Genomic DNA, 21149 nt, shown 5'->3' on the forward strand with positions numbered 1-21149 from the left:
CCGTGAACGACGTGAACCCTGTGAACCCCCCGAACACCGCGCACCCCCAGCACCCCACGAACACCGACGGGTCCGAGGAGTTCGGACCGCCCGCACCGCACCGGACGGCCCGCAGACTGCGCCGCCGCACCATGAGGAGGAACCACCGATGACCCGCCCCGTCCGCCCCGTCCTCGCCGTCACCCTCGGCGACCCCGTCGGGATCGGCCCGGAGATCACGGCGCGCACCCTCGCCGAGGTCGCCGGGCAGACCGGGCACCACGGCATCGCCGTCGGCGACGCCGAGGCGCTGCGCCGCGGCGCCCGCGCCGCGGGCCTGGACGTCGAGGTGCGCGCGGTGCGCGGCTTCGACGCCGAGCCCGCCGGCCCCGGCGTCATCGACGTCCTCGACACCGGCGAACTCGGCGCGGACGTGCCCGAGTGGGGCAAGGTCGACGGCCGCGCGGGCCGCGCCGCGGTCACCGCCATCGAGGTCGCCACCCGCGCCGCCCTCGACCGCAAGGTCGCCGGGATCGTCACCGGCCCCATCAACAAGGAGGCGATCTGGAAGGCCGGCTCGAAGCACCTCGGCCACACCGAGATGCTCGGCGAGCTGACCGGCGTGACCCGCCAGGACACCATGTTCGTCGTGCGCAACACCGCGGCCGAGGGCCACCACCTGCGCATCTTCTTCACCACCCGGCACGTCGCACTGCGCACCGCGCTCGACCAGATCACCGCGGAACGCGTCGGCAACTCGATCCGTGAGGCCGTCACCGCGCTCCAGGTCTTCGGCACCGAGTCGCCCCGCCTGGCCGTCGCCGCGATCAACCCGCACGGCGGCGAGAACGGCGCCTTCGGCGACGAGGAGATCGTGCACATCGGCCCCGCCTGCGAGGCGGCCCGCGCCGAGGGGCTCGACGTCAGCGGCCCCGTGCCCGCCGACTCGGTGTTCCACCAGGGCCTGGTCGGCCGCTACGACGGCGTGCTGTCCCACTTCCACGACCAGGGTCACATCCCCGCCAAGACCTACGACTTCGACGGCACCATCTCCGTCACCGTCGGCCTGCCGATCCTGCGCACGTCCGTCGACCACGGCACCGCCTTCGACATCGCGGGCACCGGCCGGGCCGATCACGGCACAATGCTCTCGGCGTATCTCGCGGGCGTGGACTACAGCCCGTTCGCGGAGCGGATCCGCCGGACGTACGGCTGACCCACCCCGCCCGCGGACCCAGCGCGCGGCGGGCGGACCCGACAGACGGAGGCACGTGTGGCCCACCCGACGGCCCGACGCGGTACCCGCGAGCGGCACGAAGCCCTGCTGCGGCTGCTCCGCGAGGGCACCACGCAGGTGGAGGAGCTGGCCGCGGCGCTCGCCGTGTCGCCCTCCACCGTGCGGCGCGACCTGGGCCGGCTCACCGAGGGCGGCCGGGTGACGCGCACGTACGGCGGCGCGGTGGTGCCCGAGGCGTTCGCCGAGCGGCCGGTCGGGGAGAGCGCGCTGGTACGGCTGCACGCGAAGGCCGCGATCGCGGAGTCGGCGCTCGCGCTGGTGCCGGAGAGCGGCGCGGTGTTCGTCGACGCGGGCACGACGTGCGCGGCGCTCGCCCGCCAGCTGCTCGACGCCGAAGCGCCCGCGGGCGGCAGCGTCGTCGTCACCCGCGGCCTGGAGACCGCGCAACTGCTCGCCGGGGCGCCGGACATCGACGTGGTGATGCTCGGCGGCAGCGTCCGGCCGCTCAGCCACGGCCTGGTCGGCCCGCTCACCGACCTGGCGCTGGAGCGGCTGTCGTTCTCGGTGGCGTTCCTCGGCGCGGACGCGGTCGACCCCGAACGCGGCGTCGGCGAGCCGACGCTGGAGGAGACGGCGGTCAAGGAGCGCGTCGCCGCCCGGGCGCACCGCGTCGTGGTCCTGGCGGACGCCACGAAGCTGGCGGTCGGCGACGCACCTGCCTGGACCCGGCTGCCCGTGGGCTGGACGCTGGTCACCGACGCCGAGGCGCCGGACGACCTGGACGCACGCTGTGCGGCGGCGGGCGTGACCCTCGTCCGCGCCGGCTGAGCCGCGGTCGTACGGCCCTCAGCCCGCCCGGCGCAGCAGCGTGCCCGCGTCCGCCAGCACCGCGCCGATCCGCTCCAGCGTCGCGTCGTCCCGCTCCACCGGTTCGTACCCGCGTCCCTCCGCGGTGCTCCAGCGCCGCGCCACCGCCGCCGGGTCCTCGCCCAGCAGCAGCCCCGCCGCCTGCGCCGCCGCGCCGAGGGCCACCAACTCCTGCGCCCGCGGCACCTGCACCGCCCGCCCCGACAGCCGCCGCACCGTCTCGCGCCACGCCGCGCCCTGGGCCCCGCCGCCGATGAGCAGCAGCGGCGCGTCCGGGTCGGCGTCCGGCCCGGAGACCTCCGCCAGCGCCGTCAGCAGCGCGTGCACCGCCCCGTCGTACGCCGCCTGCAGCACCTGCCCCGGGGTGGTGTCGTGGCGCAGCCCGTGGATCACGCCGGAGGCGTGCGGCAGGTCGGGGGTGCGCTCGCCGTCGAGGAAGGGCAGCACGACGGCCGAGCCGCCCGGGCGTACCTCCTCGCGGTAGCGGCCGAGCAGCGCGGCGATCCGGTCCACGGCCTGCGTGCAGTTGAGGGTGCAGGCGAGCGGCAGCCAGTCGCCGCGGGCGTCGGCGAAGCCGGAGACGGTCCCGGTGGGATCGGCGGGGCGGTGCCGGGAGACCGCGTAGACGGTGCCGGAGGTGCCGAGGCTGAGCACCGGCTGCCCGGGTTCGAGGCCCAGACCCAGCGCGGCGGCCATGTTGTCGCCGGTGCCGGCGGCGACGAGCGCGCCGCGGGGGACGGGGAGGTCGTCGCCGCGTACGGAGCCGGCCGCCTCGCCCGGCCGCAGCACGCGGGGCAGCATGGCGGGGGAGAGGCCGACGTGCTCCAGCGTCGCGCTGTCGTAGCCTTCCGTCGCGGCGTCCCACCAGCCGGTGCCCGAGGCGTCGCCGCGGTCGGTGACGGCCTCGCCGGCGAGCCGCTCGGTGAGGTAGTCGTGCGGCAGCCGGACGGCCGCCGTGGCGGCGGCGGAGTCCGGCTCGTGCTCGGCGAGCCAGGCCCACTTGGTGACGGTGAACGAGGCGGCCGGCACGCTGCCGGTGCGCTCCGCCCAGCCCTTCGGCCCGCCCAGCTCCGCGACCAGCCGGTCGCGCTCGGCCGCGGAGCGCACGTCGTTCCAGAGCAGCGCGGGACGTACCGGACGCCCGCCGGCGTCCAGCGTCACCAGCCCGTGCTGCTGCGCGCCGACGGCGACGGCCGCCGCCTCGCGCGCCGGGTCGCCGCAGGCGGCGAGGGCGGCGCCCAGCGCCTCCCACCACTGGTTCGGATCGCTCTCCCGCCGGCCGCCGGTGCTGACGGCGTGTGCGGTCTGGCCGTGCGCCACCACCTGGCCGGTCTCGCTGTCGACGACCAGCGCCTTGGTGGACTGCGTCGAACTGTCGACGCCGATGACGAGGGGCCCCATGCTGTGTCCTCCGCGACTCGTGGGCCGGCTCTTCCCTCCGACCCGGTCGGCATCCTATTTTGTAAAGCGGCCTTACGAAATAGATCCGTCGAAGGAGCCGCCATGTCGTACACGCCTACCCCCGCGGACAGGTTCAGCTTCGGTCTGTGGACCGTCGGCTGGCCGGGCCGCGACCCCTTCGGAGAGGCTACCCGCGCCCCCCTCGACCCGGTCGAGAGCGTGCAGCGGCTGGCCGAGCTGGGAGCGTACGGCGTCACCTTCCACGACGACGACCTCATCCCCTTCGGCGCCTCCGCGACCGAGCGCGAGTCGCACGTCAAGCGCTTCCGCCAGGCGCTCGACGCCACCGGGATGGCCGTCCCCGCGGCCACCACGAACCTCTTCACCCACCCCGTCTTCAAGGACGGCGCCTTCACCGCCAACGACCGCGACGTCCGCCGCTACGCGCTGCGCAAGACGATCCGCAACATCGACCTGGCGGTGGAGCTGGGAGCGAAGGTCTACGTCGCCTGGGGTGGCCGCGAGGGCGCGGAGTCCGGCGCCGCCAAGGACGTGCGCGTCGCGCTCGACCGGATGAAGGAGGCGTTCGACCTCCTCGGCGAGTACGTCACCGGGCAGGGCTACGACCTGCGCTTCGCCATCGAGCCGAAGCCCAACGAGCCGCGCGGCGACATCCTGCTGCCCACCGTCGGCCACGTGCTGGCCTTCATCGAGCGGCTGGAGCGCCCCGAGCTGTACGGCGTCAACCCCGAGGTCGGGCACGAGCAGATGGCCGGGCTCAACTTCCCGCACGGCATCGCCCAGGCGCTGTGGGCGGGCAAGCTGTTCCACATCGACCTCAACGGCCAGAACGGCATCAAGTACGACCAGGACCTGCGCTTCGGCGCGGGCGACGTGCGCGCCGCGTTCTGGCTGGTGGACCTGCTGGAGACGGCCGGCTACGCAGGCCCGCTGACTTTCGACTTCAAGCCGCCGCGCACGGAGGACAAGCAGGGCGTGTGGGCGTCGGCCGCGGGCTGCATGCGTAACTACCTCATCCTCAAGGAGCGGGCCGCCGCCTTCCGCGCCGACCCGGCCGTGCAGGAGGCGCTCCGCGCCTCGCGCCTCGACCAGCTCGCGCAGCCCACCGCCGACGGCTCCGGACTCGCCGGGCTGCTCGCCGACCGCGGCGCGTACGAGGACTTCGACCCGGAGGCGGCGGCACAGCGCGGCATGGCCTTCGAGCACCTGGACCAGCTGGCGATGGACCACCTGCTGGGCGTCTGAGGCCCGCGCAGCGCCGGCGGCGCACGGACCCCGGCGCACGGAACCGCCGTACGGACCCGGCGAAGAACCCCGCACACCCGCCCAAGGGTATGCGCCTCCTCCGACAACGCCGGGTCCCGAACGGCACCGATCGCTCAGCACGACGCCACCGGCCGCGTGCGGGGTTGCCAGATCCCGTACGCGGCCGAAGCCAGCGACCCGTACGCGGCCGAAGCCGGCGGCCTCGCGGAAGGCCGTCGTCAGCGGATCCGGCGACCCCGCCGGCCGTACGCGGCTGCCGCCCGCGGATCCGCGCGGCCCTGCGCGGCCCCGCGGGGCCGCCGTGGCGGCCCCGACCGGCTCTGACCGGCGGCGGAGTGTCGCAACCCTGTCACGACCCCGGCGGAGCCGTCCCTTCCGCCGCTACTCCGGGCGAAGCTGGGGCCATGAGCTTCCCGCCGCCCGCAGACGCCCCGCCGCCGGACCACACCCCGCCGGCCGGCAGCACCCAGCACTGGCCCGCGCCGCCCCCGCCGCCGCCCGTGCGCCAGAACCGGAACAAGCTGCTCCTGGTGGTGGCCGCCGCGGTCGTGGTGCTGGTCGGCGGCGTCGGCGTGACGTACGCGGTCGTCAGCGGTGGTGACGACGAGGACCAGCCGTGCGCCTGCACGCCGCCGCCGACCGAGGAGAGCCCGACCGCCGAGACGGACGACCCCGAGCTCCCCGAGGACATCCCGACCGAGCTGCTGCCCAGCGGCATGGACCCCGAGGACCTGCCCAGCGGTCTCGACCCCGAGGACATCCCGACCGAACTGCTACCCAGCGGCATGGACCTCGACGACCTGCCCAGCGGTCTCGACCCCGAGGACATCCCGACCGAACTGCTGCCGGACGGGGCCTCCTAGACCCTCCTATGCCGTCGGCCGTCGCGGACGGGCCGCCCCGCCGTAGGATCGATCACCATGACGACCCGGGCGGAGACCGTACGGCGTGCCGAGCGGCACGAGTTGACGTTCGCCGGGCGCCGCCGCCGCTTCCTGCTGCTGCGCCCGGAGCCCGGCACCGGCACTGGTACGGGCACCGGCACCGCCACCTGGCCCGCGCCGCTCGTCGTCGACCTGCACCCCAGCGCCCTCGGCCCCGCCGCGCAGCTGCGCGGCAGCGGACTCGGGGAGTTGGCCGCGCAGGGGTACGCGGTGGCGGCGCCCCAGGGGGCGCTGCCGTACCTGGGCGGCTGGGCCTGGTCGCTGCCCGGCGTGCCGCTGGCGGGGGAGGAGCGGATACGGGACGAGGCCGCCGACGTCGACGACGTGGCCTTCCTCGGCGCACTGCTCGACGCGCTCGACGACCTGCTCCCCCTCGACCCCGCCCGCCGCCACCTGGCCGGCTTCTCCGGCGGCGCCCGGCTCGCAAGCCACGCCGCCGCCCGCTTCGGCCACCGCCTCGCGTCGGTGGCCTGCGTCGGCGGCGTCCGCCGGCCCGGCGGCCCCGACGACCCCGCCCCGCCCTTGCTCGCCGTCCACGGGCTGCGCGACGACACCAACCCGTACCACGGCGGCGCCGGCCCCCGCTGGGACGAGCCGGTGCCGGAGGCCGTCGCCCGCTGGGCCGCCGCCGCGGGCTGCACGGCCGATCCCGTACGGGCCGAACCCGCCGCGGGCGTCACCGAGTTCCGCCACCGCGACGCCGCCGGGCGCGAGCCCGTGCGTCTCGTCGCCGTCGCCCCGCTGGGCCACGCCTGGCCGGGCACGCCCGACCCGCTGCTCGGCGGGCACCTCAGCGCCTCGGGCAGTGACGCGTACGACGCGTCGGCGGCCGTGCGCCGCTTCTTCGCCGAGTTCTCGCACGCCCCCGGCGGCGAGCCGGCTCCGGGCGCCCTCCGGGCCGACCCGGTCCCGGATCCGTAACGCCCCTACAGCTCGCCGACCTCCGCCGCCGCCGGGTCCAGCACCCGCGCCAGGAACGTCCGCGTCCGCTGGTGCTGCGGGTTGCCGATCACCTGCTCCGGCACCCCCTGCTCCACGATGGCGCCCTCGTCCATGAACACCACCCGGTCCGCCACCTCCCGCGCGAAGCTCATCTCGTGCGTGACCACCAGCATCGTCATGCCCTCGTCCGCGAGGTGCCGCATCACCGCCAGCACGTCGCCGACCAGCTCCGGGTCGAGCGCCGAGGTGGGCTCGTCGAAGAGCATCAGCTCCGGCTCCATCGACAGCGCCCGCGCGATCGCCACCCGCTGCTGCTGCCCGCCGGACAGCTGCGCCGGATAGGACTTCTCCTTGTCCGTGAGCCCCACCCGCACGAGGTTGGCCCGCGCGACCTCCTCCGCCTCCGGCCGGCCGCGGCCGAGTACCCGCCGCTGGGCGATGGTCAGGTTGTCCAGCGCCGTCAGGTGCGGGAAGAGGTTGAACGACTGGAAGACCATGCCGATCCGGCGCCGCACCCGGTCGATGTCGACGTCCGGATGGGTGACCTCGGCGCCGGCCACGGAGATCCGCCCCGCGCTCGGCTCCTCCAGCATGTTCACGCAGCGCAGCAGCGTCGACTTTCCGGAGCCCGAGGGGCCGATCACGCAGACGACCTCGCCGCTCGCGACGGTCAGGTCGATGCCGCCGAGCACCTCCAGGTCGCCGAAGGACTTCCGCAGCCCCTCGATGCTGATGGCCGGGGCGCTCGGCGCGGCCTTCTCCGCGGCCTTGTCCAACGAGGTCACTTGGCCTTCGCCGCCTTCGCCTCTAGCCGCCGGACGAGATGTCCGAGGGGGATGGTGATGATGAGGTAGCACAGCCCCGCGACGAGGATCGGCGTCAGGCTCAGGTTGTCGTTCAGCGCGTCGCGCCCGAACTTCGTCAGCTCCTGCTCGTCCACCGCCAGCCCCAGGACGTAGACGAGCGACGAGTCCTTGGTGAGGAGGATCAGCTCGTTCGTCAGCGGCGGCAGCACGATCCGGAACGCCTGCGGGATCACGATCGTGACCATCGCCCGCGTCTGCGACATGCCCAGCGACCTGGCCGCCTCCAACTGCCCCTTCGGCACCGCCTGGATGCCCGCGCGGATCGTCTCCGCCATGTACGCGGCCCCGACCAGGCCGAGTGCGAGCATCGTGGTGAAGAGCAGGTTGATGTTCACCTGGAAGGCCAGCGGCACGCCGTAACCGAGGGCGATGAACACCAGCAGCGCGGGCACGCCGCGGAAGAACTCGATGTACACGGTCGCCAGCCACCGGTTCGGCGGCACGGACGACAGCTTCATCAGCGCCAGCAGCAGCCCGAGCGCCAGCCCGAAGGCGAAGCCGAGGGCGGTGTACGTGACCGTGTTGACGAGCGCGGTGGTGATGACGTCGGGGAACTGGTCCCGCGCGACGTCGACGTTGAAGAACGCGTCCTTGACCTCGCCCCAGTCGGCGAGCAGGCCGACGGCGGCGGCAGCCGCGACCAGCACCCCGTACTGCGCGCCGCGGGCCAGCTTCACCCGCTGCCGCCGGGTCAGGGACCTGCCGCCGCGCTTGGTGCCGGGCTCCTTCACTGGGGCGCCTCGCCGAACCACTTCTTGTAGATCTTGTCGTAGGTGCCGTCGTCCTGCGCCTTCGCGAGGACGTCGTTGATCACCTTGAGCAGTTCCTTGTTGTCCTTGCCGACGCCGATGCCGTACTGCTCGCCGGTGTCGAACTCGGCGGAGACCTCGAACTCCGGCCGGTCCTTGACCCAGTCGTAGAGCACGCCGTTGTCGTTGATCGCCGCCGGGATCTGCCCGCCCTCCAGCGCCTGCAGCTGCAGCCCGAGGTCCTCGTAGTCCTTGACCTCGACGCCGTCCGCGTTGTCCTGCGCGTACTCCTGGCCCGTGGTGTCCATCTGCACGCCGAGGCGCTCGCCCTTCAGCGACTCCAGCGAGTCGAAGCCGGAGCCCTTCTTCGTCGCCAGCGCCTGGGTGGCCTCGAAGTACGGGTCCGAGAAGGCGAACTTCTTCTGCCGCTCCTCGGTGATGGTCATGCCGGCGGCGGACAGGTCGCACTTGTTGGACGCGAACACCGCGCCGGACTCGATGCCCTCGAAGGGCGTGTCGATGACTTCCTGCTCGACGTCCAGCTCCTCGGCGACGAGATCCATCAGCTCGATGTCGAAGCCGACGATGTCACCGCTCTCCTTGTCCTTGTACTCGAAGGGCTCGTACGGCAGTCCGGTGCAGTTGAGGAGCTTCCCGTCCTCGACGAGCGACACGTCGCCGCTCTGCCCGGACTTCTCGGTGCTGCTGCACCCGGCGAGGAGCACGGCCGCCGCGCCAATGGCTATGAGCGGCAGCGGGGGGCGGTACGACACGATGCCTCCTGGGCAGGTCGGCGCTGGTGGTGCGCTGCTGGAATGCGCATCCTGCCACCGGTCTACGCGCGTGTCTCCGCCCCGGTCATTGCGAGCATGTAACGGAGCCGCTCACATGATCCTTAACGCTCCCTATGGGAGGGGTTGTGCGGGGGGCGGACCGGTGTAACGCCCGCTCGGACGCATGCGCAGGGGGCGCTCGGCGTACTCCTCCAGCGCGTGCGCGACCCAGCCGGCCGTGCGTGCCACCGCGAACACCGTCTCGCCCGCCTCCGGCGGCATGTCCGCCGACACCGTCAGCACGGCGAGCGCGAGGTCGACGTTCGGCCGTACGGACACGTGCCGCGCGGTGATCTCGGCGACCTCGCGGGCGGCGGCCAGCGCCGCGGCGGCCCGCGGGATCCCGTCCAGCAGCGTGAACAGCACCTCGGCGCGCGGGTCCGCCCCCGGGTACAGCCGGTGGCCCAGGCCCGGGACGCGGCGCCCGGCGCGCAGGTGGTCGGAGACCACGGCGGCGGCGCTGCCGCGCGCCAGCGCCTCGGCGAGCATCCTGTGCGCGAGCCCGCTCGCGGCGCCGTGCAGCGGGCCGTCGAGGGCGCCGAGGCCGGTGGAGACGACGGCGTACGGGTGCGCGCGGGCGGAGGCGGCGACGCGGGTGGCGAGGGTGGAGGCCGCCAGGTCGTGGTCGATGAGCAGGGTGAGCGCGGTGTCCAGGCAGCGTACGAAGCCGGGGTCGGGCGGCAGCGCCGTCAGCCGCGCCCACAGCCGGCGGGCCACGGGGGCGGACGGCTCGTGCGCGGGGCCGGCGAGGGGGAGCGCGGCGGCCATGGTGGCGACCAGGCCGCGGGCGGTGGCGCGGACGGCCTCGTCGGCGAGGTCGAAGCGCAGCGGGTCGGCCGCGGCGGCGGCGACCGCGGCGGCGCGTAGCCGGTCCACGGGGCCGGCGTGGGCGGGCAGGGCGGCGACGGCGGCGACGGCGGCGGCCAGCAGCTCGGGCGGGGCGGTGAAGCGGACGCCGGGGGTGAGGCGGCCGGTCCACAGCCAGTCGGCGACCTCCTCGTAGCCGTACGCGGCGGCCAGCGCGGTGGCGTCCACGCCGCGGAAGTAGTACCGGTCGCGCTCGATGAGCGTGATGCCCGTACGGACCGGGGTGCCGGCCTGGGCCCCGCCGTCCTCCGCGGCGGCGGCGGTGGCGGCGTGCGGGCGGCGGTGGCGGCGGGCGAGCGCGTCGACCTCCCGGGCGTCGAACCGGCTGCCGCGGCCTCCGGGCGCCTTGCGGCTGCTCAGCAGGCCCCGGCTGACGTAGGCGTAGACGGTCTCGGGCTTCACGCCCAGCCGCTCCGCGGCCTCGCGCGTGCTCAGCTCGTCCATCGGCTCGTCACCTCCCCCTCTTCGTATTGATCCGATCAAGATTGACACCTATTGAATCAAGGGTGGACAGTCTAATCAATAAATGAGAGAGGGAGACCGGCATGGCCACACCCCGGGCTGACACCCCTGCCCCCGCCCCGCGGGGGCTCAGCGGCGTCGTCGTCACCGAGACCCGGCTGGGCGACGTACGCGGCCGCGAGGGCTTCTACCACTACCGCCAGTACTCCGCGGTGGACCTGGCCCGCGAGCGGACCTTCGAGGACGTCTGGCACCTGATGTTCGAGGGCGAACTGCCCGACGCCGCGCAGCGCGCCGAGTTCACCGCGCGCACCACCGCGCTGCGTCACCTGCCGGACGACCTGCGCGACGCGCTGCCGGGCATCGCCCGCTCCGGCGTGCTCGCGGGCCCGCTCGCCGGGCTCCGTACCGCGCTCTCCCAGGCCGGCGCGGCGGCCGGCTTCCGGCCGCTGTACGACCTCACGCCGGAGCGGCGCCGCGAGAACGCGCTCGCGGCGTGCGCGATGGTGCCCACGCTGCTGACCGCGCTGCACCGCATCGGCCAGGGCCAGGAACCCGTCGAGCCGCGCGACGACCTGCCGTACGCCGCCAACTACCTGTACATGCTCACCGGCGAGGAGCCCGACCCCGCCCGCGCGCGGGCGATCGAGGCGTACCTGATCTCCACCGTCGACCACGGCTTCAACGCCTCGACCTTCACCGCCCGCACCATCGCCTCCACCGGCGCGGACCTGGCCGCCTGCCTCGTCGGCGCGGTCGGCGCACTGTCCGGTCCGCTGCACGGCGGCGCGCCGAGCCGGGCGCTGGACACGCTCGACGCGATCGGCACGCCGGACCGCATCGACCCGTGGATCCGCGACCGGGTGCTGGCGGGGGAGCGGATCATGGGCTTCGGGCACGCGGTCTACCGCACGGAGGACCCGCGCTCGCGGCTGCTGCGCGGGTTCGCGGAGTCGTTCGGCGGGCCGCTGGTGGAGTTCGCGGTGCAGGTCGAGCGGCGGGTGGTGGAGATACTCGCGGAGCTGAAGCCGGGGCGGGAGCTGCACGCGAACGTGGAGTTCTACGCGGGCGTGGTGATGGAGCAGTGCGGGCTGCCGCGGGAGATGTTCACGCCGACGTTCGCGTCGGCGCGGGTGGTGGGCTGGAGCGCGAACGTGCTGGAGCAGGCGGAGGACAGCAAGATCATCCGCCCCGCGGCCCGGTACGTCGGCCCGCCCCCGCCGCAGCCGATCCCGTCGGCGTCCTGAGGGGCGGGAACGCCCCGGCCCTCCGGCCCGGACCCCGCCCGGCCCCGGCCGGGACCGGGCCGGGTCCGGGGGGACCGCGGGCCGGCGAGGGTGTCAGCCGGCGAGGAAGTCCCGTACCTCGGCCAGCAGCCGGTCGCGGCCGAAGGCCGGGCGCTCCAGGTGGAGGTAGTGCGACGCGCCGGGCAGGGTGCGCACCCGGGCCTCCGCGGCGCGGGAGAGGTGCCGCCCGAGCAGCTCGGCGTCCTCGGGCCGGGACCAGAAGTCCTCCGCGCCGCGGAGCACGAGGGTCCGGGCGCTGATGAGGCCGGCGTCGTAGAACTGTCGCCCCTGCGCGAGGTAGAAGGCGTCGACCAGCGGCCCGGTCGGGTTGCGGAAGCTCGGCGGTACGGACGGGTCGGCCGGCGGGCCGTGGCGCAGCGCGGCCTCGCGGTACGCGGCCCGTACCGCCGGGTCGCGGCGCGCGTCGGGGTCCTGGCCGGCGGGCAGCCCGGCGTCCCAGCGGGCGGTCAGCGAGTCGGCCGTGACCGCGCGCCAGCCGGGCTGGGGCAGCGGCTCGCCGGGGCGGTCGGGGTCCGCCAGCTCGCCCTGCAGGGGCCAGTCGCTCGCGCCCGAGTAGAGGGTGTTGAGCACGACGAGGTCGGTGATCCGGTCGGTGTGCAGCGCGGCGTACATCCCCAGCCAGTGCCCGCCGGTCGCCCAGCCGAGCGCGGCGAGCCGGGTGGCGCGGTGGCGGCGGCGGAGGAAGGCGACGGCGGTGCCGATGTCGGCGACGGCCTCGTCGGAGCGGACCTGCGGCTCGGTGTCGTCGGCGGGGGCGCGCATGCCGGGCGGGAGGTCGGAGCCGCCGAAGCCGCGCAGGTCCATGACGTAGACGGGGCGGTCGGTGGCCCGTACGAGGTCGGCGGCGAGCGAGCCGCCGGGCACGGGGAGGTCGAACGCGGAGGTGCCGTCCGGCCGGGCGCCGTGCACGAGGAGCAGGGGCGCTCCGCGGTGGGTCCGGCGGGGGTCGGTGACCTCGCGGACGAAGATCCGGACGCCGTCGGCGCCGCGGGTCGTGAAGTCCCGGCGTACCAGGCCGTCGTCGTATCCGGGCACGGCCGCGCTCTGCTCCGCGGCGGTCGTACGGCGGGAAGCGGCGGCCGCGTAGGGGGTCGCCGTGGCGGCGAGGCCGCCGGCGCCGGCGGCGGCGCCCAGGAAGTGTCGTCTCCGCATGCCGGAGACCGTAGGCGCGGTCGGTGAGACGAACAAGCTATCTCTGTGCATCAACTGATCGATATTGCTTATAACCTGACCTCATGGAGCTGCGCCAGTTGCGATACTTCGTCGCCGTCGCTGAGGAGCTGCACTTCGGCCGGGCCGCGGGCCGGCTGGGCATCGCCCAGCCCGCGCTCTCCCAGCAGATCCGGCGGCTGGAGACCGACCTCGGCGTGGAGCTGCTGACCCGTAACCGGCGGCGGGTCGCGCTCAGCCCGGCGGGGGCGGCGTTCCTGCCGGAGGCGCGGGAGACGGTCGCCCGCGCCGCGCACGCGGCGCGCGTGGCGCAGCGCACGGCGGCCGGTGAACTGGGGCGGCTTGCGCTGGGGTTCGTCGGCTCGGTGACGGACGAGCTGCTGCCCCGCGTGATGCCGGTGATGCGGGCGCGGTACCCCGACCTGGACGTCGCGCTGCGCGAGCTGACCAGCTCCGAGCAACTGGCCGGCTTCGCCCGCGGCGAGCTGGACCTCGGCCTCCTCCGCCCGCCGTCACCCCTCCCGGCGGGTCTGCGCACCCGGTTGATCACGCGGGAGCCGCTGGTCGCCGCGCTCCCCGCGGACCACCGTCTGGCCCGGCTGCCCCGCCTCACGTCCGCGGACCTGCGCGGCGAGCCCTTCGTCCGCTTCCCGCGGGAGAAGGGTGCGTGGATGTACGACCTCATTACGGATTACTGCCGCGGCGACGGCGGCCCGCCGCCGGAGGTGGCGCAGGAGGCGGTGATGATGCAGACGATCACGGCGCTGGTGGCGGCGGGCACGGGCGTCTCCCTGGTCCCCGCCTCTCAACGAGCCCTTGCCCGGCCGGGGGTGGCGTTCCGCCCGCTGGCGTCCGCCCCGCAGGTGGACCTGGTGGCCGCCTGGCCGCACACCCACCCCAATCCGGCCCGCGCGGCGGCTCTGGAGGTACTGACCGCGGTGGCGGGCGGAACGCGGCCGGAGAGCTGAGCCGCGGCGCGGGGCACGGGACGACGGCCCTGCGGGCCCCGCGCCTCACGGCCACGCCGCACGCCGCAGGCGGCGGCGTGGCCCGCCTGCGGCGTGGCCGGTCACGGTCGGACCGCGGCTAGGAGTCCCCCAACACCGTTGCCAGCGCCACCGCCGGATCCGGGGTCGGCGGGCCTGCCGGGGTCCAGGCGGTGCCCTCCTTGCGGTACGGCCACCAGCGGCCGTCGCGGCCGTAGCGGAGCTGGGCGCCCGTGCCCACCGCCGTCCAGCGGCCGCCCGCGGCGCGGAGGCGGGGGCGGGCGCCCGGCTCCCAGGCGGCGGCCAGTTGGTCCGTGGCGCGGGCCAGCGCCGCCGGGTCCGGCGTCCAGTCGTCCTCCAGCACCGCGAGCCCCGCGGCGCCGCCCTGCCGCCAGGCCCGTACCGCGCGCTCCATCGCACCCCGGTCGCGCCCGCTGCCGCGGGCCAGCCGGACCGCGACACGAGCCGCCGCGCCGCCCGCCGCGGACCGCTCGGCCCGCTGTCCCGCGCCGTCCGCCGACTGCGCTCCCGCCCCGGCCGCCGCGCCCTCTCCCTCCGGGCCGCCGCCCGCCCGGGCCGAATCGCCGCCCGGTCCGCCCGTCTTCGCCCGTACCGCCTCGTCGGCCGCGGGCCTGGCCGCCGCGGCCATCCGGACCGCATCCTCCGGCACCGTCAGCTCCCGCGGCAGCGGCGCCCGCGCATGGCCCGGCGCCAGCGCGTCGGCGAGCAGCCGGCGGGCCCGTACCGCCGTGTCCGCGACCAGGAACTCCAGCGCCGCCACGTCCAGCCCCGGCGTCGGCTCCGCGCCGCCGGTGAGCACCGGGGGTGCACCCGGCTCCGCGACGGGCCCGGGCGGAGGCGGCAGCGGCGGCAGCGACCCCGCCGCCGCGTACGCCTCGTCGGCACGTATGCCCGGCGCCCCCGCGGAATCCGCGTCCGCCGCGGAACCCCGCGCCGCGCTCCGCTCCTGCAGGTCGGCCAGCAGTCGCGCCTCGCCCCGCCCCCGCATCAGCAGCAGCACGAACGGGTCCGCGTCCAGCAGCCGCGCCAGGTGGTAGCTCAGCGCCGCCGTGTGCTCGCAGTGGTCCCACTCCTCGCAGCCGCACTCCGGCTGCAGGTCCCCGATCCCCGGCAGCAGGGCCACCCCGGCCGCCGCCGCGTCCTCGTCCAGCTCCGGCGGCATGTCCCGGTCCAGCAGCGCCGCGATGTGGCCGGCGCGGTCCGCGATGGTGTCCAGCAGCCGCTCCCAGTCGGCGTCGTCGAGCTGCTGGACGAGCACGTCCGTGCGGTATGGCGTACGGTCCGCGCCCAGCACCCGCGCCGTGATCCGCCCCGGCCGCACCGCCACGGCGCCCACCGCGCCCGCCCGCGCGTGCTTGCGCCCGCGCCGCAGCAGCGTGCCGTCCAGCACCGTGTCCTCCAGCGCCTTCAGCCACGCCCGCCCCCACCACGTCTGGGCGAACCCGCGCCCCTGGCTCGGCGGCAGCGCGTCGAAAGTCAGCTCCTCGACGGCCCGCTCCCCGAAGGCCCGCTCCTCCGGCTCCGTCATCACTCGCCCCCTCGCGGCCCGGCCAGCCGGACCAGCTCCGCCAGCTGCTCGTCGGACAGTTCGGTGATCGCGGCCTCGCCGCCGCCGCCGAGGACGGCGTCAGCCAGGCCCTGCTTGCGTTGCAGCATCTGCGCGATGCGGTCCTCGATCGTGCCCTCGGCGACGAGCCGGTGGACCTGCACGGGCTGCGTCTGCCCGATGCGGTACGCGCGGTCGGTGGCCTGCGCCTCGACGGCGGGGTTCCACCAGCGGTCGTAGTGCACGACGTGTCCGGCGCGGGTGAGGTTGAGGCCGGTGCCGGCGGCCTTCAGCGAGAGCAGGAAGACCGGCGGTGCCTCGTCCGGGGGACAGTCCTGGAAGCGCCGCACCATCTCCTCGCGCTCCGCCACCGGCGTGCCGCCGTGCAGCAGTTGGGTGGGGACGCCGCGGGCCGTGAGGTGGGTCTGGAGCAGCCGGGCCATCTGCACGTACTGGGTGAAGACCAGCGCGCCGCCGCCTTCGGCGAGGATCACGTCCAGCAGCTCGTCGAGGAGTTCGAGCTTCCCCGAGCGCCCGGGGATGCGCGGGTCGTCCTCTTTGAGATATTGCGCGGGGTGGTTGCATATCTGCTTCAGCGCGGTCATCAACTTCATGATCAGCCCGCGTCTGGCCATGTCGTCCGCGCCGGAGATCGCGGCCAGCGTCTCGCGCACCACCGCCTCGTACAACCCGGCCTGTTCGGCGGTCAGCGCCACCGCCCGGTCGGTCTCGGTCTTGCGCGGCAGCTCCGGCACGATGCCCGGGTCGGACTTGCGGCGGCGCAGCAGGAAGGGGCGTACGAGCCGGGCCAGCCGCTCGGCGGCGTCGGCGGCGCCTTCGCCCCCGCCCGTCCACCCCGCGCTCGACTCGGCCGCGTCGGCGTAGCGGGTACGGAACCTCCGCAGCGGGCCGAGCAGCCCCGGGGTGGTCCAGTCGAGGATCGCCCACAGCTCGGAGAGGTTGTTCTCCACCGGCGTGCCGGTCAGCGCCACCCGCGCCCGGGACGGGATGGTGCGCAGCGCCTTCGCGGTCGCGGAGAAGGGGTTCTTGACGTGCTGCGCCTCATCGGCGACGACGAGCGACCAGCCCGCCGCCGCCAGCCGCTCGGCGTCGAGCCGCATCGTCCCGTACGTCGTGAGCACGAACTCGCCGTCCGCGAGCGCCGCCAGCGACCGGCCGGCGCCGTGGAAGCGGCGCACCGGCGTCCCGGGCGCGAAGCGCTCGATCTCCCGCTGCCAGTTGCCGAGGAGCGAGGCCGGGCAGACCACCAGCGTCGGGCCCGCCGTCTCGTCCCGCTCCTGGCGGTCCAGGTGCAGGGAGATGAGCGTGATGGTCTTGCCCAGGCCCATGTCGTCGGCGAGGCAGCCGCCGAGGCCGAGGGAGGTCATGCGGCGCAGCCAGCCGAGGCCGCGCAGCTGGTAGTCGCGCAGCGTGGCGGCGAGGGCCGCGGGCGGGGCGGCCGGCTCACTGTCCCGCTCCGGGTCGGCGATGCGTTCGCGCAGCGCGTCCAGCCAGCCGCTCGCGGCGACCTCGACGCGCCCGCCGGGCACGGCCGGGTCGTCGATCTCGCCGGTGAGCGCGGCGCCGAGGGCGTCGACGGGGGTCAGGTCGGCGCCCTTGCGGTCGAGCGCGCGGCGTACCGACTCGGGGTCGACGAGCACCCAGCGGTCGCGCAGCCGCACCACCGGGCGGGCGGCTTCGGCGAGCCGGTCCAGCTCGGCGCGGGTCAGCTCCACGTCGCCGACCGCGTAGCGCCAGCCGAACGCGACGAGGGCGTCGGCCGACAGGTAGGAGGGCCCGGCGCGCCGGCCGGCCGGGTCGTCGGCGGGGCCGACGACGGCGCGGGCGGTGAGGTGGCGGGTCAGGTCGCGGGGCCAGTGGATCTCGATGCCGGCGGCGGCCAGGTCGCGGGCGCCCGGGCCGAGGAGGGCGGCGAGGTCGTCGTCGCCGAGGTCGACGGCGTCCGGTACGGCGGCCGAGAGCAGCGGGGCGAGTGCGTCCCAGGCGTGGGCGGCACGGCGCAGGGTGAGGAGGGCCTGCATGCGGGCGCCGGGGCCGAAGTGCGCGGCCGTGCCGGCCCACACGTCGGCGGCGTCGGCGAGGAGCGTGGGGTCGGCGGTGCCGTGCAGTTGGACGACGGCGCGGAAGGCGGGCCGGGCACCGGTGGTGTCCATCTCGACGCGCAGCGAGACCCGTATGCCCGCGTCGTGCCCGGCGGCGACGTCGTCCGCCCAGGCGCGCCGCTCGGGGACGTGCCGCGGCTCGGGCGCGGCGAAGGCCCGGCCGCCGGCGGCGAGGACGGCGGCGGGGGAGCGGGGGAGGCCGTCGGCGACGGCGTCGAGGAAGGCGGTCAGCAGCGGCTCGGGTGCCGGGAGGAGGACAGGGCCTGCGGCGCCGGGGCCCGCGCCGTGCGCGCCTTCCTCGCCGCCGGGGCCGGCCGCGTGCGGGTCGTACGAGCCCGGCACGCCTTCCGGGTCGTACGTGCCCGGGAGCCCTTCCGGGGCGTACGGACCGGGCCCGTCCCCCGGACCGTACGGGCCGGGCGCCCCGCCGGCCGGCAGCGGCGCCGCGTGCGCCTCCGGCGGCATCGCCGCCGCCAGCTCCCGCAGCTGCCGTACGTCGTCCTCGCCCAGGGGCCCGCAGCGCCAGGCGTCGTACGCGCCCTCGCTCAGCCCCGGCAGCAGCTTGCCGCGGGCGGCGAGCCGCAGCGCCAGCAGCGCGGCGGTGCCCCAGAACACCGCGGCCGGATGCACGCCGTCCGCGCCGGCGGCGTGCGCCGCCCGGGCGCGGGTGAGCACGGGCACCGCGTCCGCGGCGGGCAGCAGCAGCGCCGGCACCTCGCGGGTGCCGCCGCCCGGGACGGCGACTCTCAGCCCGGCGCGGGTGCCGCGGGCGTGGCCGGGCGGGCCGGCGGCGGGGCCGCCGTCCCCGGCGGAGTCCGCGGGGGCCGGGAGCCAGAAGGCCATCCGGCCGGTACGGGCGGGGTCGGCGGGCAGGAAGACGGCGGCGCATTGGGAGAGCGGGGGAAGGGCGGTCACGTACGGACGCACTCCTCAAGTTTGACTACCGGGCGGTCGAGAGTACTCCAGGCGTCGCGTTCCCGGACGCCGTCGCAGCGTGATCAACTTCACTTTTCCGTGGGCGGTCTTGTGGGGGGTGTATCTGGCACTACCTTGTGCCGGGTGGATTGCACCCGGGCGTTCCGGGTGCTGACGTCATCGCGCCGCGCTGTCCGGTTCCGTAGCGTCGAGGTCCTCGAACCGAGAGACCGGAGGCGCCATGCAGCAGGCCACTGCCACACCGTCCGCCAAGGGGGCACCGAACGCCAGGAGTTCGGAGTTCACCCCGCTGCTGCGGGAGGTGAAGGCCGCCGGGCTGCTGCGGCGGCGCCGCGGCTGGTACGGGGGCAGCATCGCGATCACGCTGCTGTCGCTCGCCGCCACCGGCGTCGGCATCCACCTCCTCGGCAACACCTGGTGGACGCTCTTCCTCGCGGTCCCCGCCGCCGTCTTCACCACCCGGACCGCCTTCATCGGCCACGACTCCGGCCACGCGCAGATCGCCGGCACCCGCCGGGCCAACCGGGCTCTCGGGCTCTTCCACGGCAACCTGCTGATCGGCATGAGCTACCACTGGTGGACGGACAAGCACAACCGCCACCACGCCAACCCCAACCACGTCGACAAGGACCCGGACGTCGGCGTCGGCGCGCTGGTCTGGACCCAGCGCCAGGCCGCGCAGCGCGAGGGCTTCGCCTGCTGGCTCACCCGCCACCAGGCGGCCCTGTTCTTCCCGATGCTGCTCCTGGAGGGCATCGCGCTGAAGGTCTCCAGCTGGCAGGACCTGCGCCAGCAGGACCCGCGCGAGCGCCGCGTCGAAGCGGTGCTCCTCAGCGCCCACGTGATCGGCTACGCCGCCCTGCTGCTGACCGCCATGTCGCCCGGCAAGGCGGTCGTTTTCGCGCTGGTGCAGCACGCGGTCTTCGGCCTGCACCTCGGGATGTGCTTCGCGCCCAACCACAAGGGCATGGAGATGCCCGAGGCCGGCGACGACGACTGGGGCCACCTGCGCCGCCAGGTGCTCACCTCCCGCAACGTGCGCGGCGGCGCCCTCACCGACTGGCTCATGGGCGGCCTGAACTACCAGATCGAGCACCACCTCTTCCCCAACATGCCCCGCCCCCACCTGCGCCGCGTCCAGCCGCTGGTGCGCGCCCACTGCGCCGCGCTCGGACTGCCGTACGCGCAGACCAGCGCCGTGGAGTCGTACCGGCTGGCGCTGGAGCACATGCACGAGGTCGGCGAGCCGCTGCGCACCCCTCCCGTCCCGTAATGGGTCCCTCATCCACATGTATGACGCCCTCCGGCTCCGGTCATGGGATAAAGGAACCGGGGGAGCGGCGTGGCCGTTCCCCAGTCGAGGGCGGTGTGCCGCCGCTGTAGGAGGCAGGAAGATGTCGAATCGAGGGAAAGTCGCGGCCGGCGGGGTGGCGGTCGGCTTGCTGCTGTGGTGGCTGACCTCCTTCTGGATCGCCGTGCTGGTGATCGTCGGTGTGCCGGTGGCCGCCTACCTGACGCTGGACCCCAAACAGCGCCGCCGGCTCAGGAGGGTGACCCGCAAGGAGCTGGGTCGCTGAGCGTGCGCCCCTCCGCTGGAGGCACGTGACCGCGCCGACGGTGCGTGCACAAGGAGGGGCGTGCACACGGTGGGGCGTGCACAAGGGGGGCCATGAGAAACCCGCCAGGGGTGTGCCTCTTTAGGCCGGTCCTGATCGGTCGAGGGCATGACCCTGTCAAATTCAGTCAGGTTTGGCATGCGCCCCGGTCGTGCGCCCCCAACCGGACTAGCGTCCCTGAGACATGGGACACCTCGACCACGCAGCCTACGGGTGGCTGACACCCGTCCTCTCGTACGTGATGGCGTGCATCGGCGCCGCGCTCGGGCTGCGCTGCACCGTCCAGGCGCTGGCGGCCCCCACCGCCCGCTCCCGGCGCAACTGGCTGCTGACCGCCGCGTCCGCCATCGGCACCGGCATATGGACGATGCACTTCATCGCCATGCTGGGCTTCACCGTCAGCGGCACCGAGATCCGGTACGACATCCCCCGTACCGTCCTCAGCCTCGTCGTCGCCATGGCAGTCGCCGGCGCCGGGGCCTTCGCGCTCGGCCACGGCCGCGCCCGCGGCCCCGCCCTGCTGGTCGCCGGCCTCGCCACCGGCCTCGGCGTGGCCGCCATGCACTACATCGGGATGTCCGCCGTGCGCCTGCACGGCTCGATCGGCTACGACCTCCCGGCCGTGGCCCTCTCCGTCCTGATCGCGGTCGCCGCTGCCACCGCCGCGCTGTGGGCCGCGCTCAACATCCGCTCGCCGCTCGCCGTGGGGCTCGCCTCTCTGGTCATGGGGGCGGCGGTCACCAGCATGCACTACACCGGGATGGCCGCCGTGTCCGTGGTCGTCGCCCCCTCGACAGGGGCCCTGACCGGGGCGACCGCCACGCAGTTCGTCTTCCCGCTGACCGTCGGCCTCGGCTCGTACCTCTTCCTCACCTCGGCGTTCGTCGCGCTCACGCCGACCGCCGCGGAACGCGCCGCCACCGTCTCCGCCCAGCGCCTGACCCGAGCGCCCGGCGCGGTCTAGCAGGCCGCGCCGCGTCCGCAACGCCGGAACGGACCCCGCGGGTCGG

18 protein-coding genes are annotated in these 21149 nt (G+C 75.3%); 10 read left to right on the plus strand and 8 right to left on the minus strand.

Annotated elements, in window-relative coordinates; all coding sequences use genetic code 11:
* Nucleotides 1-148: 148 nt before the first annotated feature.
* Together pdxA and T328_RS04840 are read left to right on the plus strand one after the other, a co-directional pair.
* A complete protein-coding gene (pdxA, locus tag T328_RS04835; protein ID WP_496494587.1) occupies nt 149-1195 on the plus strand; it encodes a 4-hydroxythreonine-4-phosphate dehydrogenase PdxA in 1047 nt (348 codons plus the stop codon).
* 57 nt (nt 1196-1252) lie between these two features.
* Nucleotides 1253-2044: a DeoR/GlpR family DNA-binding transcription regulator gene (locus T328_RS04840; protein WP_496494588.1), complete on the plus strand. Its 792-nt coding sequence runs from the start codon at nt 1253-1255 to the stop codon at nt 2042-2044.
* Between the two features lie 18 nt (nt 2045-2062).
* On the opposite strand, the gene xylB is transcribed toward T328_RS04840, so the two are convergent.
* Nucleotides 2063-3484: a xylulokinase gene (gene xylB, locus T328_RS04845; protein ID WP_496494589.1), complete on the minus strand. Its 1422-nt coding sequence runs from the start codon at nt 3482-3484 to the stop codon at nt 2063-2065.
* Between the two features lie 102 nt (nt 3485-3586).
* On the opposite strand from xylB, the gene xylA reads away from it, so the two are divergent.
* The 3 genes from xylA (at nt 3587) to T328_RS04860 (ending at nt 6636) form a co-directional block, all read left to right on the plus strand.
* On the plus strand, nt 3587-4750 hold the full coding sequence (xylA, locus tag T328_RS04850) for a xylose isomerase (RefSeq protein ID WP_496494590.1): 1164 nt from the start codon (nt 3587-3589) through the stop codon (nt 4748-4750).
* A gap of 425 nt (nt 4751-5175) precedes the next feature.
* On the plus strand, nt 5176-5634 hold the full coding sequence (locus T328_RS04855; protein ID WP_496494591.1) for a hypothetical protein: 459 nt from the start codon (nt 5176-5178) through the stop codon (nt 5632-5634).
* Between the two features lie 57 nt (nt 5635-5691).
* Complete coding sequence (locus T328_RS04860) at nt 5692-6636, plus strand: CE1 family esterase (protein ID WP_496494592.1); 945 nt, start codon at nt 5692-5694, stop codon at nt 6634-6636.
* A gap of 5 nt (nt 6637-6641) precedes the next feature.
* On the opposite strand, the gene T328_RS04865 is transcribed toward T328_RS04860, so the two are convergent.
* The 4 genes from T328_RS04865 to T328_RS04880 form a co-directional block, all read right to left on the minus strand.
* The gene (locus tag T328_RS04865) at nt 6642-7433 is read right to left on the minus strand and encodes an amino acid ABC transporter ATP-binding protein (RefSeq protein ID WP_496494896.1); all 792 of its coding nucleotides are present in this window, start codon (nt 7431-7433) and stop codon (nt 6642-6644) included.
* 5 nt (nt 7434-7438) lie between these two features.
* Nucleotides 7439-8254: an amino acid ABC transporter permease gene (locus tag T328_RS04870; RefSeq protein ID WP_496494593.1), complete on the minus strand. Its 816-nt coding sequence runs from the start codon at nt 8252-8254 to the stop codon at nt 7439-7441.
* Nucleotides 8251-9045, minus strand: coding sequence for a basic amino acid ABC transporter substrate-binding protein (locus tag T328_RS04875; protein WP_496494594.1), 795 nt, complete (start codon nt 9043-9045; stop codon nt 8251-8253). The genes T328_RS04870 and T328_RS04875 overlap by 4 nt, the downstream gene beginning before the upstream one ends.
* A 132-nt stretch (nt 9046-9177) precedes the next feature.
* A complete protein-coding gene (locus T328_RS04880) occupies nt 9178-10416 on the minus strand; it encodes a citrate synthase (RefSeq protein WP_496494595.1) in 1239 nt (412 codons plus the stop codon).
* Between the two features lie 101 nt (nt 10417-10517).
* Here T328_RS04880 and T328_RS04885 point away from each other — a divergent pair, with 101 nt between their 5' ends.
* Nucleotides 10518-11681 (plus strand): citrate synthase, encoded by a 1164-nt coding sequence (locus T328_RS04885; RefSeq protein ID WP_496494596.1) that lies wholly within the window; start codon nt 10518-10520, stop codon nt 11679-11681.
* Between the two features lie 93 nt (nt 11682-11774).
* On the opposite strand, the gene T328_RS04890 is transcribed toward T328_RS04885, so the two are convergent.
* On the minus strand, nt 11775-12893 hold the full coding sequence (locus tag T328_RS04890; RefSeq protein WP_496494597.1) for an alpha/beta fold hydrolase: 1119 nt from the start codon (nt 12891-12893) through the stop codon (nt 11775-11777).
* Nucleotides 12894-12976: 83 nt separating this feature from the next.
* Between T328_RS04890 and T328_RS04895 the strand changes: the two genes are divergently transcribed.
* Nucleotides 12977-13879, plus strand: coding sequence for a LysR substrate-binding domain-containing protein (locus T328_RS04895; protein ID WP_496494598.1), 903 nt, complete (start codon nt 12977-12979; stop codon nt 13877-13879).
* Nucleotides 13880-13997: 118 nt separating this feature from the next.
* Here the strand turns inward: T328_RS04895 and T328_RS04900 are convergent, their stop codons facing one another.
* Together T328_RS04900 and T328_RS04905 are read right to left on the minus strand one after the other, a co-directional pair.
* Nucleotides 13998-15446, minus strand: a complete 1449-nt coding sequence (locus T328_RS04900; protein WP_496494599.1) for an SWIM zinc finger family protein — start codon at nt 15444-15446, stop codon at nt 13998-14000.
* On the minus strand, nt 15446-18502 hold the full coding sequence (locus tag T328_RS04905) for an SCO1167/SCO6262 family helicase (RefSeq protein ID WP_496494600.1): 3057 nt from the start codon (nt 18500-18502) through the stop codon (nt 15446-15448). The genes T328_RS04900 and T328_RS04905 overlap by 1 nt, the downstream gene beginning before the upstream one ends.
* Before the next feature lie 241 nt (nt 18503-18743).
* On the opposite strand from T328_RS04905, the gene T328_RS04910 reads away from it, so the two are divergent.
* The 3 genes from T328_RS04910 (at nt 18744) to T328_RS04920 (ending at nt 21103) form a co-directional block, all read left to right on the plus strand.
* On the plus strand, nt 18744-19796 hold the full coding sequence (locus T328_RS04910; protein ID WP_496494601.1) for a fatty acid desaturase family protein: 1053 nt from the start codon (nt 18744-18746) through the stop codon (nt 19794-19796).
* Between the two features lie 121 nt (nt 19797-19917).
* Complete coding sequence (locus tag T328_RS04915) at nt 19918-20100, plus strand: tail-anchor membrane protein (RefSeq protein ID WP_496494602.1); 183 nt, start codon at nt 19918-19920, stop codon at nt 20098-20100.
* Between the two features lie 223 nt (nt 20101-20323).
* Nucleotides 20324-21103, plus strand: coding sequence for an MHYT domain-containing protein (locus T328_RS04920; RefSeq protein ID WP_496494603.1), 780 nt, complete (start codon nt 20324-20326; stop codon nt 21101-21103).
* The last annotated feature ends 46 nt before the right edge of the window (nt 21104-21149 follow it).

Source organism: Streptomyces sp. CNX435, assembly GCF_059570575.1.

What these genes read in the sequence shown, in the direction of transcription:
- T328_RS04885 (WP_496494596.1), top strand. Translation starts at nt 10,518, where the DNA reads ATGGCCACACCCCGGGCTGACACCCCTGCCCCCGCCCCGCGGGGGCTC.
- pdxA (WP_496494587.1), top strand. Translation starts at nt 149, where the DNA reads ATGACCCGCCCCGTCCGCCCCGTCCTCGCCGTCACCCTCGGCGACCCC.
- T328_RS04900 (WP_496494599.1), bottom strand. Translation starts at nt 15,446, where the DNA reads ATGACGGAGCCGGAGGAGCGGGCCTTCGGGGAGCGGGCCGTCGAGGAG.
- T328_RS04855 (WP_496494591.1), top strand. Translation starts at nt 5,176, where the DNA reads ATGAGCTTCCCGCCGCCCGCAGACGCCCCGCCGCCGGACCACACCCCG.
- T328_RS04915 (WP_496494602.1), top strand. Translation starts at nt 19,918, where the DNA reads ATGTCGAATCGAGGGAAAGTCGCGGCCGGCGGGGTGGCGGTCGGCTTG.
- T328_RS04880 (WP_496494595.1), bottom strand. Translation starts at nt 10,416, where the DNA reads ATGGACGAGCTGAGCACGCGCGAGGCCGCGGAGCGGCTGGGCGTGAAG.
- T328_RS04895 (WP_496494598.1), top strand. Translation starts at nt 12,977, where the DNA reads ATGGAGCTGCGCCAGTTGCGATACTTCGTCGCCGTCGCTGAGGAGCTG.
- xylA (WP_496494590.1), top strand. Translation starts at nt 3,587, where the DNA reads ATGTCGTACACGCCTACCCCCGCGGACAGGTTCAGCTTCGGTCTGTGG.
- T328_RS04920 (WP_496494603.1), top strand. Translation starts at nt 20,324, where the DNA reads ATGGGACACCTCGACCACGCAGCCTACGGGTGGCTGACACCCGTCCTC.
- xylB (WP_496494589.1), bottom strand. Translation starts at nt 3,484, where the DNA reads ATGGGGCCCCTCGTCATCGGCGTCGACAGTTCGACGCAGTCCACCAAG.
- T328_RS04910 (WP_496494601.1), top strand. Translation starts at nt 18,744, where the DNA reads ATGCAGCAGGCCACTGCCACACCGTCCGCCAAGGGGGCACCGAACGCC.
- T328_RS04860 (WP_496494592.1), top strand. Translation starts at nt 5,692, where the DNA reads ATGACGACCCGGGCGGAGACCGTACGGCGTGCCGAGCGGCACGAGTTG.
- T328_RS04890 (WP_496494597.1), bottom strand. Translation starts at nt 12,893, where the DNA reads ATGCGGAGACGACACTTCCTGGGCGCCGCCGCCGGCGCCGGCGGCCTC.